The sequence below is a fragment of the Enterococcus sp. AZ062 genome, from assembly GCF_051715065.1.
GTDB lineage: Bacteria > Bacillota > Bacilli > Lactobacillales > Enterococcaceae > Enterococcus_B > Enterococcus_B mundtii.
The window spans coordinates 1,399,241-1,414,278 of sequence record NZ_JBIOTB010000001.1 but is presented as its reverse complement, the minus strand read 5'-3'; the positions used below and the strand labels follow the sequence as shown (position 1 = coordinate 1,414,278).

9 protein-coding genes are annotated in these 15,038 nt (G+C 41.4%); 1 reads left to right on the top strand and 8 read right to left on the bottom strand.

The features are described 5' to 3' along the window. Window positions 1-3 precede the first annotated feature (3 nt). Genes IGJ00_RS06850 through IGJ00_RS06840 form a run of 3 tightly spaced genes read right to left on the bottom strand, consistent with a single transcriptional unit; the run spans window position 4 to window position 2,230 of the window. Entirely contained in the window at window positions 4-651 is a 648-nt protein-coding gene (locus tag IGJ00_RS06850; RefSeq protein WP_438844238.1) for an amino acid ABC transporter permease, read from the bottom strand. 12 nt (window positions 652-663) lie between these two features. After that, entirely contained in the window at window positions 664-1,479 is an 816-nt protein-coding gene (locus tag IGJ00_RS06845; RefSeq protein ID WP_019724510.1) for a transporter substrate-binding domain-containing protein, read from the bottom strand. 13 nt (window positions 1,480-1,492) lie between these two features. Next, window positions 1,493-2,230: an amino acid ABC transporter ATP-binding protein gene (locus tag IGJ00_RS06840; protein WP_438844237.1), complete on the bottom strand. Its 738-nt coding sequence runs from the start codon at window positions 2,228-2,230 to the stop codon at window positions 1,493-1,495. Between the two features lie 253 nt (window positions 2,231-2,483). On the opposite strand from IGJ00_RS06840, the gene trpS reads away from it, so the two are divergent. Beyond that, window positions 2,484-3,497, top strand: a complete 1,014-nt coding sequence (trpS, locus tag IGJ00_RS06835; protein ID WP_019724057.1) for a tryptophan--tRNA ligase — start codon at window positions 2,484-2,486, stop codon at window positions 3,495-3,497. A gap of 70 nt (window positions 3,498-3,567) precedes the next feature. On the opposite strand, the gene pheT is transcribed toward trpS, so the two are convergent. The 5 genes from pheT to IGJ00_RS06810 all read right to left on the bottom strand — a co-directional run bounded on the left by pheT (window position 3,568) and on the right by IGJ00_RS06810 (window position 14,999). Further along, entirely contained in the window at window positions 3,568-5,988 is a 2,421-nt protein-coding gene (gene pheT, locus IGJ00_RS06830; protein ID WP_438844236.1) for a phenylalanine--tRNA ligase subunit beta, read from the bottom strand. A gap of 4 nt (window positions 5,989-5,992) precedes the next feature. After that, the gene (pheS, locus tag IGJ00_RS06825; RefSeq protein WP_071867821.1) at window positions 5,993-7,036 is read right to left on the bottom strand and encodes a phenylalanine--tRNA ligase subunit alpha; all 1,044 of its coding nucleotides are present in this window, start codon (window positions 7,034-7,036) and stop codon (window positions 5,993-5,995) included. Window positions 7,037-7,344: 308 nt separating this feature from the next. Further along, on the bottom strand, window positions 7,345-7,686 hold the full coding sequence (locus IGJ00_RS06820; RefSeq protein ID WP_019724054.1) for a winged helix-turn-helix transcriptional regulator: 342 nt from the start codon (window positions 7,684-7,686) through the stop codon (window positions 7,345-7,347). A 66-nt stretch (window positions 7,687-7,752) separates the two neighbouring features. Further along, on the bottom strand, window positions 7,753-11,472 hold the full coding sequence (gene addA, locus IGJ00_RS06815) for a helicase-exonuclease AddAB subunit AddA (protein WP_438844235.1): 3,720 nt from the start codon (window positions 11,470-11,472) through the stop codon (window positions 7,753-7,755). After that, window positions 11,469-14,999: a PD-(D/E)XK nuclease family protein gene (locus IGJ00_RS06810; protein ID WP_438844234.1), complete on the bottom strand. Its 3,531-nt coding sequence runs from the start codon at window positions 14,997-14,999 to the stop codon at window positions 11,469-11,471. Before IGJ00_RS06810 ends, addA begins: the two co-directional genes overlap by 4 nt. Between the last annotated feature and the right edge of the window lie 39 nt (window positions 15,000-15,038).

Genomic DNA, 15,038 nt, shown 5'->3' with positions numbered 1-15,038 from the left:
TTTCTATGAACGAACTGCCCATTTTTTCTCAAGATAAACCATCAAATAAGACAATGGTAAGGTAATGATCAAGTAAAATAAACCGACAATGATATAGGTATCAAACGTGTTGAAGGTTTCACTGGCAATCAAATCCCCTTGATACATGATATCCAAACCAGCAACAATTGCTAAAATCGACGAATTTTTGACCAAATTGATAAATTGATTGCCTAACGGTGGGATAACGATTTTAAATGCCTGTGGCAAAACGATGTAACGCATTGTTTCTGAGTAAGTAAACCCTGATGAAAGACCAGCCTCCATTTGACCTTTTGGCACAGTTTGGATGCCAGAACGAACGGTTTCTGCAATAAATGCGGAAGTATAGATCGTCAGCCCGATCGTTCCTGCTTGAAAACCGTCAAAGCTGATCCAATAAAGTGGTAATACGACATAGAAGAACATCACGATGATCAATAACGGAATATTCCTAAAAAATTCAACATAGGCTTTCGCAAAACCACGAATCCATTTATTTTGTGACAATTGAAAAATCGCCATCAACGTTCCGATGATCAAACTGAATAAAAGCGCCAAGACACTTGATAGGATCGTTACTTTAAATCCATCAAGGAAGGCTGGCCCATAAGTTTGTATCAATTCACTCATTTTATTCCCTCCTTAATCAATTTTTCCCTGAGTCGTATCTGGGAACCATTTTTCATAAATCTTATCGTAGGTGCCGTCTTCAACCATTTCTGCTAATGCTTGGTTGACTGCATCCAAGAAATTTTCTTGTCCTTTGTTGATTGCAATCCCATAAGGCTCTTCGGTAAATGTTCCTCCTGCTAATTCATAGCTAGGGTTCTCCGCTGCCATTCCTAGTAAGATCGCATTATCTGTTGTCATGGCATCGCCTTGCCCCGATTGTAAGGCAGTAAATGCTTCGGCATAGTTCTCTAACTCCAAGATCCGTGCATCAGGTGCATGTTCTCTGATGTTGGCAGCTGAAGTCGAGCCTTTTACCGCTAAAACAGTCGTTTCAGCGTTTAGATCCTCCACACTTTTGATGGGACTACCCTTTTCAACGAGCAATGATTGTCCGGCGTCAAAATAAACAGAAGAGAAATCGACTTGCTTTTTACGTTCTTCGGTAATCGTCATCGTCGCAATGATTGCATCGATATTCCCATTTTTTAATAATGGGATTCTTGTTTTAGAAGTGACTTCGACAAACTCTGCTTTTCCGTCCTCTCCTAAAATCTTCTTCGTGATTGCTTTGGCGATATCGATATCAAACCCTTGAACTGTGCGGCTTTCGATATCCATCATCCCAAACAATCGTGTATCGTATTTGACACCCCAAATGATCTCGTTCGTTTCTTTGCTACGAGTCAAAATATCTTTTTCTGCCAAACTGCTACCTTTACAGCCGCTCAATACTAGAAATACTAGCCCAAAAAGAAATAATAAACGAGTGAATGTTGTCTTACGCATATCGTTCCTCCTATCAATGATTGATTACTTTACTGATAAATTGTTTTGCACGTTCTTCTTTTGGATCATCGAAGAAATTGCGCACATCGCGACTATCTTCTAATACTTGTCCGTCCGCCATAAAAATGACACGATCTGCCACTTCTTTCGCAAAGCCCATTTCATGGGTGACCACGATCATTGACATGCCGTCTCTTGCCAATTTTTTCATTACGTCCAAGACATCGCCGATCATCTCTGGGTCCAAGGCAGATGTTGGCTCGTCAAATAACAGCATTTCGGGATTCATCGCTAAGCCGCGAGCAATCGCTACACGCTGTTGTTGTCCACCAGATAACATGGAAGGATAGGAATCTTTTTTATCTAGCATATTGACTGTCTTTAAAAACTTTTCCGCATTTTTTACAGCAGTTGCCTCATCTTGTTTTAATACTTTGATTGGTGCCAATGTGATGTTTTCTAAAACTGTTTTATTGGGGTAAAGATTAAAATGTTGAAAGACCATTCCGACATTTTTTCTAATCTCCGTCAATTTTGTGTTTTTATCGCGAATATCAACATCATTGATCAAAAGCTTTCCTGAAGTGATTGTTTCCAAGCCGTTGATACAGCGAAGCATCGTACTTTTTCCTGATCCTGATGGACCAATGACAACGACAACTTCCCCTTTTTCAAACTCAAGATTGGTGTTTTTCAACGCATGGAATTTGCCGTAATACTTTTCCACGCTATCAAATTTAATCATTGTCATAACATTACACTCCCATTATTATTTAGTAAGATTTCATTTAAAGATATATAATAGAACACATTATATCCGAAAGCGAAGCAACTTGTAAAGTTTCCAAGAAAATTCCTTTGTCCGTTTTCTTTTACCATTTGTATAAATAACGATTTCCTAATTGATTTTTTCAATGATTTTCGGTTTATCCTGTTGTTAATTCTGCAAAAAAACGGTAAGATATTAAGTATTAGTCTTAGAAATTACAAAGAGGTGTTCTTTTTTGAAAAATATTATTTTAACAGGAGACCGTCCTACTGGCAAACTACACTTAGGCCATTATGTCGGGTCTTTGAAAAAACGTGTAGAAATGCAAGCGGATGAGAACAATCAGTTGTTCGTAATGATCGCAGATATGCAAGCCTTGACTGACAACGCGAAAGACCCTGAAAAAGTGTCTTCCAATGTATTAGAAGTTGCTTTAGATTACTTATCGGTTGGTTTAGATCCTGCCAAATCAACATTGTTTATCCAGTCGCAGATCCCTGAATTAGCTGAGTTGACAATGTATTACTTAAACTTAGTGAGTGTTGGTCGTGTGCGTCGTAACCCGACCGTAAAAACAGAGATCGAGCAAAAGAAATTTGGCGAAAGTGTCCCAACAGGATTTTTTATCTACCCTGTCTCACAAGCTGCTGACATCACTGCGTTCAAAGCTAATTTGGTACCAGTTGGTGAAGACCAAAAACCAATGTTGGAACAAACGCAAGAGATCGTCCAAAGCTTCAATCATACCTACGGTGAAGTGCTGGTTGAGCCGAAAGGCGTCTTCCCTCCTAAAGGGATGGGCCGTTTACCTGGAATCGATGGCAACGGAAAAATGAGTAAATCATTAGGAAATGGCATCTACATTTCTGACCCTGCGGATGTTTTACAGAAAAAAGTGATGAGTATGTATACCGATCCAAATCACATCCATGTCCAAGATCCAGGACAAGTCGAAGGCAATATGGTCTTTACGTACTTAGATGTTTTTGGTACAGACAAAGAAGCAATCGAAGAGATGAAAGCCCACTATCGTCGTGGTGGACTCGGTGACGTGAAAATCAAGCGTTACTTGATCGACGTATTAGAAGCAGAGTTTGCACCGATCCGCGCACGTCGTGAAGAATTGGCGAAGGACCCACAAGCCGTGATGGATATCTTACGTCATGGTAGTGAAGAAGCCGCTAAAGTTGCGGCAGCCACACTTTCTGAAGTGAAAGCGGCAATGGGCATCAATTATTTCAATCAGTAATCACACAAAAAAGCTGGAACAAAAATCATTGAATGATTTTTGTTCCAGTTTTTTCTTCTATTATTAAGGTTTAACGAATACTTGCATCGACTGTTTCTGTCAACGCCTTTTCAACCTTGCTCATTGCTTGGTTGATTTCCTCATCTGTCAACGTTGCTTCGGGATTTTCAAAGCTCAACGTATAGGCAACTGATTTATGCCCCGCTTCAATATTGGCTCCTTGATAAACATCGAATAGTTCCACATTTGTCAAGAAACGACCAGCAGCTGATTGGATCGTGCGGACGATTTCTTGATTCGTCACTTGTTCAGCTACTAACATGGCAATGTCACGCGTCACACTTGGGAATTTTGTGACTGGTCGGAAAGTGATGCCTTTTTGTGATGCTTCTACGACTGTGGCTAAATCAAACTCTGCCACATACGTTTCTGGAATATCATAAGCTTTAGCAGTCATAGGATGCACTTGACCAACAAACCCGATCATTGTTTCACCTAAATAAATGGCCGCCGTCCGACCTGGGTGAAGTTCATCGATCGTTATCAATGCTTGATAAGTGATTTCCTCATTGATGGAAAGTTGTTCGAATACATTCTCTAATATGCCTTTTACTGTAAAGAAATCAACCGCTTGTGGCTTACTTTGCCAACTCTTCTCTTCCCATGTGCCAGACACCGCAAGAGCTACGTGAGTGACTTCTTGTGGTAGATGAGTCAATGGATCGTTTTCTTGATAGAAGACGCGACCTACTTCATAAAATGCGACATCTGCATTTTTACGTGCCGTGTTATATTGGACGTTATCCAAAAGACCACTGATCAAGTTCATACGTAAGACAGAACGGTCTTCACTCATCGGCCAATCCAAGCGAGTGATGGCTGTTTCTTTCAAAGCGAATTGACGTGATTTATCTTCCGTTGTCAGTGCATAACTAATGGCTTCAGTTAGACCACTGCCTTCAAGTAATGTACGGATCTTTCGTGTTGTCGCTTGTTCTTGTGTCAAACTACCTGCAACTGTTTCGCCGCTTGGTAACGTTGAAGGCAAACGATCATACCCATAAATACGTGCCACTTCTTCGATGATGTCTGCTTCGATCTGGATATCCCAACGTCTTGGAGGCACAACAACAGTATAAGTTTCTCCATCGACTTGATAGCCGAATCCTAATGCTTCAAAGATCTCACTTACTTCAGCGACATTTAAGGTTGTGCCAAGGTACTGATTGATGCGCTTCAATGTGATCTGTACTTCGACTTCTTTTGCTTGATACTCAGAACCTTTGACCGCTCCTTGTAACACTTCTCCTCCTGCTAAAGCAACGATCATCGCCGCTGCAACATCGCTTGCTTCGCCAACGGTTCCTTTATTGATACCTTTTTCAAAGCGCGCAGATGATTCACTACGTAAATTGAAACGTTTTGCTGTGCGGCGAATCGATATGGGATCGAATAAAGCGGATTCTAACGCAACGGTTGTCGTTGTTTCTGTGATCTCTGAGTCTTGTCCGCCCATTACCCCAGCTAAGGCGACTGGCACTTGTCCATTCGTGATGACCAAGTCTTCTGAGGTCAATGTGCGCGTTTCACCATCTAACGTCACGATGTTCTCTTTTTCTGCTGCATGACGTACCACGATTTCTTCTGAACCTAACTTATCATAGTCGAATGCATGTAACGGTTGACCGAACAATAATAAGATATAGTTTGTGATATCAACGACGTTATTGATTGGTCGGATTCCTTCGTTCATCAAGATATTTTGCAGCCATTGTGGACTCGGTTGGATCTTGACGTTTTCAATGATACGGATTTGGTATGCTGGTACCAATTCCTCATCTTCTACTTTTACCGCAATTTTTTCTGAAGCTTTACGTTCAACTTCTACTAACTTTTCATCATTGAATGTTGGTTTTTGGCGATAGATCGCGCCAACTTCATACGCCACACCTCTCATTGATAGTGCATCCGCACGGTTTGGTGTGATGGATAATTCGATGATGGCATCGTCCATATCTAGATAAGAAAAGACTGGTTCCCCATTGACCGCTTCTTGTGGCAAATAGTAGATGCCTTCTGAATATTCTTTCGATACGACACTGTCAGAATAACCGATTTCTTGCAAAGCACAGATCATCCCATTTGAAACTTGTCCGCGCATCTTGCCTTTTTTGATTTTGACATTGCCCGCAATCCGTGAATTTGGTAAAGCCACGATGACTTTGATTCCTGCTTTGACATTCGGTGCACCACAAACGATTTGTGATAATTCCTCTTCGCCGATATCGACTTGACAGATCGATAGATGATCCGAATCAGGATGCGGAATACATTCCTTCACTTCTCCGACAACGATTTTCTTCAAGCCTTCTTCAGGTACAGTCACACCTTCGACTTCGATTCCTGTGACGGACATTTTGTCTGCAAGTTCTTGCGGTGTCACATTTGATAAATCAACGTATTGATTCAGCCATTTATATGATACTAACATTCTTTTACTCCCCCTTGAACTGACTTAAGAAGCGCAAGTCATTTTGATAGAAATTACGAATATCGTTGACCCCATAACGTAACATTGCGACACGATCTGGGCCAAGTCCAAAAGCAAATCCGGAGTATTCTTCAGGATCGATTCCTGACATTTCCAAGACATTTGGATGAACCATACCAGCACCTAAGATCTCGATCCAACCTGTGTGTTTGCAGACGTTACAGCCTGAACCACCGCATTTGAAACAGCTGACATCGACTTCAACAGATGGTTCTGTAAATGGGAAATAGCTTGGGCGTAAACGGATTTGGCGATCTTCCCCAAACATTTTCTTCATCACGACTTCAAGTGTTCCTTTTAGATCACCCATCGTCACGTTCTTGTCAATCACCAATCCTTCGATTTGATGGAATTGATGGCTGTGTGTTGCATCATCCGTATCACGTCGGAAAACTTTTCCTGGTGAGATCATGCGTAGCGCACCTTTTGAAAAATCATGTTTTTCCATGGTACGTGCTTGGACAGGCGACGTATGCGTACGGATCAAGATTTCTTCTGAGATATAGAAAGTATCTTGCATATCACGCGCTGGATGGTCTTTTGGTAAATTCATTCGTTCAAAGTTGTAATGGTCTGACTCGACTTCATATCCTTCAACGATTTGATACCCCATGCCGACAAAAATATCTTCGATTTCTTCCATGATCTGCGTCAAGATATGGCGTGTCCCTTGTTTGACTGAGCGACCTGGAAGCGTGACATCGATTGTTTCTTTTTCTAATGCTTCATTCATTGCAGCGGTTTCCAATACTGCTTTTCTCTCTTCGATTTCTTGTGTCAATAGATCACGGATCTCATTGGCAAAGCTTCCCACTTTCGGACGTTCTTCGGCACTTAGATCTTTCATTCCTCGTAAGACCTCAGTGATCGGTCCTTTTTTCCCTAATGTTTCGACACGGATTTGATTTAGTTCTTTCAAATCCTGCGCCTGCTTGATCTTGACGATCGTTGCTTCTTTCAAGCTTTCGAGTTGTGCTTGTAAAGACATGCGATTTCCTCCTTTAAATTCAACTACAAAAAAGACCTCATTCCTATCAAGGAACGAGGTCTTCGCGTTACCATCCTAATTTACGATCCCAACGAGATCGTACACTCATTTTAATAACGACAGATATACTGCCGGTCTGAAAAATCTCTCAGACGAACTCGGAAAGTGAACTTCATTTTTCAAACACAGGATCTGCTTTCAGTCCATGACAGATCTCCCTATACTGGTTTAGCCAAACTACTCTTTTTCGTCAACATTCTTTTTGTCTATTCAACTAAAAACTAGTGTACAAGATTTTTGATGCAAAATCAACTGCATTCTTCGGGTGTGACCCATTTCTCACTCCAAAGCTGCAACTGGACCATCGCTTTTTGTAGATCTGCCCCTTTTTCTGTCAGCATATATTCTGAACGACTGGATTCATTACACGAAAAATTACGGGTAACGATCTTTTCTTTTTCAAGCTCTTTTAATCGTTCGACCAAGACACGGTCACTGACCATCGGGATTTTTGCAGAGAGATCAACAAAGCGCTGCGGACCATTTTCGAGTAATACATCGATAATCAATCCATTCCATTTTTTCCCTAAAATCGAGAATGTTTTTTCAAATTTGGGACACAGAATGAATTCTGTCTGTGTTAGCTCCATCTTACTCACCTCTTTTCATGAGTATAGCATATTACTTACAAAGTGTAAGTCCAGTTTGCTCACTTCTTATTCTTTATTAAGATTTATTATTTTCTTCGCCTGCAACAAAACCAAAAAGACATCTTGAACGGGTTTATTCAGCGCTTCACTTAATGCACGTTGGTATAAGTTCAATTGCCCGCGGTATTTGCTGATGACCTTAGTGATTTCCTCTGGGTTTTCAGGATGTAAAATAAAATCAGTCTTGAAATCATAAAGCTGCACGTACTCCCCAAAATCAAGGTATCCATCGACGATCCCATGGATCAATAATTCATCGTCTTCATTCGGGTAGTGATCGAATACCTTTTCTGCTTGTAGAAGCATTGAAAATGGTTGTTCGCGTTTCACTTTTTCTGGATGTTCGATCAGTGATCGACCAAGGGTAGATTCATAAAACCATAAGATCGAATCAATCGGCACACGTTTCGCTACTTGTTCATCGACTAAACGTTTTTTGACGAGGGTTGTCAATTCGTTTTCGATGCTTTCTTTCGTCAACTGTTCCAATGGTAGGACTTGTAACAGAAAATGTGTCGCTGTCCCAATAGCTGTGGCAGAAACTTTGCGCTCTTTTTGTACAAAGCGTGGTTCAGCTAATTGGTCTTGCGTATACCTGAAAGGCTGGGCAAAGGCTTTTTTATCACTGCTTTCCCAAGTCAACCGTGCCTCTGGAGAATCGTCTGGATCTTCAAACAGTCGTTTGATCTCAGAAACCGATTGATAACTCGTTGTTTGTGCAGAAGCTTCATAAGGATAAGTGAAGGCTAAACGTGCTTGTAGCTCAGCCGTTAATGGTGTTTGATCTCCTTTTTGTTCTTCTGCTTGCTCTCCTTTGACTGTCAATGCTTGGCGTTGGGTTAAAATCGCTTGTTGATCCATCCAGGTGATCGTAAAATCTCCCGGTGAATGTTTCAGCTGTGGCAAAGGCGTGACTTCTGGAAAATATTCGGTCATTTTAGGATGACGGATCAAGCTGTAACCGATCCAATTCATCAAGCTACTCGAACTTTTCAGGCGAATCACAGGATCTAACACTACATCGGTTTGCTCACTTGCTTCTGACCAGGCTTTGAACGTGTCTTCTTTGCTTTTGTACGAACCAACAATAAACAATTTTTGCTCTGCTCTAGTCAGTCCTACGTATAATTTACGCATTTCTTCGGAAAGCAATTTTTTCTGTTTGGCTAATTTGATGGCTTGATAAGGCAATGTGTCAAACAAGACCCGCGTGTCTGGCTCCATGTAGCGCACGCCCGCACCTAGTTTTTCTTCGAAGGCATAACGGTTTTTCAAGTCTTGTAGATTGAATTGCTTTGTCATATCTAATAAGAAAACGATGGGGAACTCTAATCCTTTACTTGCATGGATGGTCATGACGCGAACGGCATTGTCACTAGAAGCAATCACTGGTTCCGCCAAGTCTTTGTCTTTCTCCTGCATTTTCTCAATAAATCGTACAAATTGATAGAGACCGCGAAACGAGCTTTGCTCATAAGCTTTGGCACGATCCACTAACGCATACAGATTCGCTTGTCGTTGTGCACCAGCTGGCAACCCAACGACATATTCTAAATACCCTGTTTGGTAATAGATTTCCCATAATAAGTCCGTGATCGAAGAACGCCGCGCTAACTCTCGCCATTGTTCCAATTGCTCATTGAAATGAAGCAATTTAGCCGCTAATTCATCTTGGTTATTATTTTGATAAGCTAAGACTGCATCATAGTAAGTATGTGCCTTATCGGCTAATCGGATACGTGCTAACTCTGGTTCGATCAAGCCCACGACTGGTGAACGTAACACTGAAGCTAATGGGATATCCTGATAAGGATTGTCGATCAATTGGAGCAATGAAATCATGATCCTGATTTCTGTCGCTTGGAAATAATTTTGGGCATCATTGAGTTCCAACGGAATATCAAACGTTTTGAATACTTCTAAAATCGTCAAATTATTTTTCTTCGTTGGTGTCAATAACACGATATCTTTGAATTCGATTGGGCGCTCTTCTTGACTTTTTTTGTCGTAGATCATGAATTTTGAATCGATCAATTCACGGATCTTCAAGCCAGTCATCAAGAGTTCACCTTCTGTTTTGTCTTCCAACATATCGTCTATCGGCAACTCGATTTCTGTCGTTTCTTGTTCCTTTTCATAGATCAAGACTTCTGGTGCAAATCGTTTATTTTCTGGGAATCCAGAAAAACCTAGAACCAGCCGAGCCGCTTCATCATAGGCGATTTGTCCGACGGTTGGGTCCATCAACTGTTCAAAAATCAAGTTGGTAAACGCTAAGACTTCCTGCCTTGAACGGAAATTTTCAGCTAAGACGATTCGTCGTCCCCCATTTTCTTCCGAGAATTTCTCATATTTATTGATAAATAGAGTTGGATCTGCTAAACGGAAGGAGTAGATCGACTGTTTGACATCTCCCACCATAAAGAGATTGCCTCTCTCCTCATCTGGCTCTCTGACCCAATAGAGCAATTCTTCTTGCAATTGATTGACGTCTTGGTATTCGTCGACCATGACTTCTTTAAACTTTCTGCGATAATAATCCGATGCTTCGCTTGGTAGCCACTCTTCCTCTGTTTGTTTCGTCAATATTTGCAACGCCAAGTGTTCCAGATCATTGAAATCTAGCACGCCTTTTTCACGTTTGCGCGCACTGAAACCTTCCATGAAAAGCTTTGTGACTGCTGTCATTTGTTCAACGAGGGGTAATGCTTTTTGACTCAACTCTTCGATTTGTGCAGGCGAAACTGGGAAATAGCTTTTGCCAATTTGTTGTAAGATTTTTTTGGCGCGGTCTCGCAAGTTTTTGACTTCAGCAGAACGTTCTTTCAACTCTGCTTTCCGACTGCTTTTGAAGGTCGAAAACGTCAGGTTTTCTAAAGCTTGATAAGCTTCGTCCAACTCATCCCCAAGGAAACGTTCATAGATTTGTTGGATACTTGCTTGTTCTTGTGAGACTTGATCAAACATCTTTTCAAGTCCTTCTTCTTGTGCCAAAACGACCATTTCTTCGTATAACTGCGTACAATGAAGGAGATCAGCTAAGACAAGTGGCCGGATCTGTTCTTGATACAATGCAGAAGCTGCTAATCCCTCTTCTAGCCGATACGCTTCTGGTAAACGATCCAACCAAGCCAACGGATCAGGATTTGCTCGAGCAAAATCATAGAGAGAAAATACGAGGTTAGTCAAACCGTCATCTGAGCGATCATTTGAAAAATTCATCGTCAGCTGAAAAAAACCTTCGCGATTTTCTGCATAAAGTTGTTCTCTGATCTCATCCCAGACATCTTCTTTCATCAAGATCGTTTCCGTTTCATCCGTCAGCATCCGAAAGACTGGATCGATATCGATCAAATAGTAATATTTACGGATCACCGTTAAACAAAACGCATGGAGTGTCGAGATATTTGCGGTCGGCAGTAAAACAAGCTGTTTCGTAAAGTGTTTTTGCCAGACCGGATCACTTTCACTATTGACCGCTTCTTGCAACGCTACTTGGATCCGTTCCTTCATTTCTCTTGCTGCCGCTTCTGTAAACGTCACAATCAACAACTCATCAATGTTGACACCCATTTTTAACTTTTCGATCACTCGGCGGACTAACACAGTCGTCTTACCTGAGCCGGCAGAAGCCGAGACAAGCAGGTTGTCGCCTTGGTCAAAAATCGCTTGCCATTGTTCATCGGTGAAACGTTCATTTTCCGGTTTTAAAGGAATTGATGTCACTCGTCTTCACTCCTTTTTAGTATTCTGCGCAATGCTTCATCTTTATCCAGCTTTTCTAAACGATGATAATTATTTTCTTTGAGCATGACATCAAACGTACAAATACTTCTGAACGGACAGTGTTCACAAGCAATCCGTTGTTTGTCTTTGTATGCTGGATTTAGTTTGATCTCCCCTGAGGTGATTGCTTCACCCGCTAAACGCATATTCTCACGATTATGGTTCATGAATAATTGAAGTTCTTCTTCTGTATAGAATTTTTCTTTGCTATAACTGCCCTTTTGTAACTCGTCTTTGGCGTTCTTCTTCACTGGATAGATCAACGAACTTTCTTTTGCTTCCAATGAATGATCGAGCACCTCTAACAGACCGGGATCATCGACAAAAACACCGTCATAGCTGAATTTCTTCAACGTATTCTTCTCGACGTCAGTCGTATCCGTCAAAACTGGATTATGCACATGCAAGTAATAGGAGCCTGCTGGTTTGACTGCAGCTTTCCCAGTCAATCGTACAGCATCCATCAATGCCACATCAAGATATGTCAATAGTTGCATCGCCATGCCGTAGTAAGCTTCCGTCACATCAAAAGAACGACCACTTGATTTATAATCGACCACACTCAACCACGTATCACTTTGTTCAGTTGCTACATCGATGCGATCGATTTTTCCACGAACGTGGAGTTTCCCACCCTTGTCTAAAGGTATTTCCAATCCTGGAATCCCTCGTGCGCCAGCGATCTGTCCGAATAAAATCTCTGTTTGCAATGGCTTCATGCCCGTATTCTTACTTTGTTTTTGTAACGCCCATGCCACTTTTTGGATCGTCTGCCCTAATTGGTAACGAATATAGTTCATCCGTGCAGAGCTATCTAAAATCTCAAAGCGTAATTCACCAAATACTTCTTGTAAGACTTTTTCGGTAAATTCTTGTCGCTCTTTCTCCGACATCGCCACAAGTGACAGTTGATTCGAGAATAACAATTTGAAGAAGCGATCCAATGATTCATGATAAAAGTCGCCAGTAGCAGCTGGTGTCAACCCATAGATATTACGTTCTTTCAGCTTCAAACCAAACTGGACAAAGTATTTATATTCACAGTTATAAAAGTTTTCCATGCGTGAGATCGACGTGTAGATTTCTTTGCCATAAAGAGCTTCTGCCATCTCTTCTGATAAGGAAACTGGTACATTCAGATGATCTTGACTTTCAAAAATCGTCAATGCAAAATTTCGTTGGTCAGAGCGTAAAACTAACTCTTTTAATTGTTGCCAATAAAGGGGTACTGCTTGTTTGGCTTCTTTTGCTAAACGATAGACCCGATTGATCGTATTGATCCCACTACGGTAAGTGCCAACGTAACAATCTGGTTCACTCGTCAATTGCAACTGACATTTTGGTTCAACTGGAACACTTAGATAGTCCACGACTCGTTTCAAGTACGGAGACATTTTCAAGCGATTGGTATCATAGCTTTGCGCATAGCTCAAGTACAAGCGTTCCGTTCCCGAAGCAAAGACTAAATACGCTTGGAAAGGTTCGAAAGACATACTTTCTTTTGCTGGATCGAATAAAAATTGATCCTCGCCTAAACCTTGATTCAACGCTTCACGTTCTTCGCTCGATAATAAGCCTTTAGTTTCATGACGATCTGGAAACACTTGGTCATTCAAGCCTACCGCAAATGTTACTTTTGCTTGATTAGGTCGCACAAGTTCCAAGCGGTTGATCCTCACCTGGTCGATTGCCGTAGGGATTTTCCCATAGCTAAGATTTTCTAGCCCACTCGTGATGATCTCTTGAAATAATGACCAGTCGAACGCTGTTTCTCCGTAGATCAATGAATACTCGTCCAAAAGATCCATCAACGCCCCCCACGTTTGCTCATGATTTCTAGCTGCAGCTAATCCGCCACGTGCCACTTCTTGGTCTCGCCAGAAAAGCAATTGTTGTTGCACGCCGCTTTCAATCAAGAAGCGATAAAACAAAGTGACAGCTTCTTGACCTGTTTGGCATTTTTTGATGTTCTTCAAAAACACCGGCACCATGTCACGAAAAAGTCTCCGGATCGTATTTGATTGCTCTTCCAGTTGTTTGACGTCTTCTAGCTGTTCTGCTTCAAAATCATAGGCAACAAATTGCCAATCTTTCTCACGGAGCCAATAATTGCCTTGATAGTTGTAAGCTAACGCTACATTTTCTGTAATATCTAAGTTCGTACGGAATTGATTTCTAGTAACTTCCCAAGTCTCAAGATCCAGTTCTTCCGCCGGGGCACCGATCGTCAACTCTGTCTTGAAGAAACGCATGATATCGTTTAAGCGGTATTGGTAACGATCCAATGCAAATAAGCTGTTGATCCATTCAATCAATGGATGATTTTCCATCAATTGCTCTTCATCCAGATAAAAAGGGATCGCCATCTCTTGAAAAATCGGACGCAGTAGATTTCCATAAAGCGTCATATCCTTCGTCAACACTTGGATATCTCGATACCGAAAGCCTTCTTGACTGACCAAACGTCGGATCTCCACCGCTAATTGCCGAACTTCTTCCGTTGGATTCTCCGCCTCCCACAGATGTAATGTCTCTTGCGCGCCAAGTTTCACAGGTTGGCTTTTCTGCTGGCTAGATGTTTCTTCCCACATTTGTTGTAAGGTTTGAAGTTCTTTTGGGTATTCCCGATTCGGTGCATAATGATCGACAGAGACAGGAACATTCAATTCTCTTGCTGCGGTAAGTAGTTGGAAATAGACCTTCCCTGTATTGAAAAACAAGGTCAACGGATCTGGTAGATCGGATTTGTAGGGACGATCCAATAGCAAATCCACCACTAGATGTCCTTTTTCCATCATTTTTTGCAGCAATTGGTACTCTTGGGCATTGATCCGAGCGAAACCACTCACTAAGAACTTGATCTTATGATAATCCTGCGTCGCCATATAATTCGCTAATACCGTCAGCGCATCTTCAGATTGTAGGGCGCGTTGGACTAATTCTTCTTCGAATGCAGAGAAAATCAGTTGTAGATCCTTCATTTTCAATTGTCGGTCTTCTTCTTTTGGTGATTCTCCTGTCACAGAAGTTAACAGGTCAACAGGGGAAATTTTTCCGACTTGTAGTTCGCTATATAGCTCTTGTAACTGACGGATAAACCCTTTTTTGCGGATTTCTCCACGAAATATCGTCAATTCTTCTTGTTTTTTTTCTAAGATTTGGCGGAGGATCATCGCTGAACCAGATTCGGTCAATTCACTACCTGTCAGCAACGTGGTTTGTTGTAATAAGTACCAAGCCAAACGATAGAAACTGAATACTTGCATATTCGTTGTGCTAAATGAGCTTTTTCCGCTTTTTTTTCGCATCTCAGCGAGTAATTCTTGCTCTTGTTCAAATTTATTATAGTTAGGTACAAGGAAAAATACTTGATTGTCTTCATCTTTTTCAAGCCAAGCGGCGGCTTCATCGATCAGTGCTTTGCGGTGGTCTTTTTGTCCATTCCCTAAGATAAATTGTAACGACACCTTATTGCCTCCTTTTCCTGGTTGATATACCTCTTCATT

Coding starts and splice junctions, on each gene's coding strand:
- IGJ00_RS06850 (WP_438844238.1), bottom strand. CDS start 651: ATGAGTGAATTGATACAAACTTATGGGCCAGCCTTCCTTGATGGATTT.
- IGJ00_RS06845 (WP_019724510.1), bottom strand. CDS start 1,479: ATGCGTAAGACAACATTCACTCGTTTATTATTTCTTTTTGGGCTAGTA.
- IGJ00_RS06840 (WP_438844237.1), bottom strand. CDS start 2,230: ATGACAATGATTAAATTTGATAGCGTGGAAAAGTATTACGGCAAATTC.
- pheT (WP_438844236.1), bottom strand. CDS start 5,988: ATGTTAGTATCATATAAATGGCTGAATCAATACGTTGATTTATCAAAT.
- pheS (WP_071867821.1), bottom strand. CDS start 7,036: ATGTCTTTACAAGCACAACTCGAAAGCTTGAAAGAAGCAACGATCGTC.
- IGJ00_RS06820 (WP_019724054.1), bottom strand. CDS start 7,686: ATGGAGCTAACACAGACAGAATTCATTCTGTGTCCCAAATTTGAAAAA.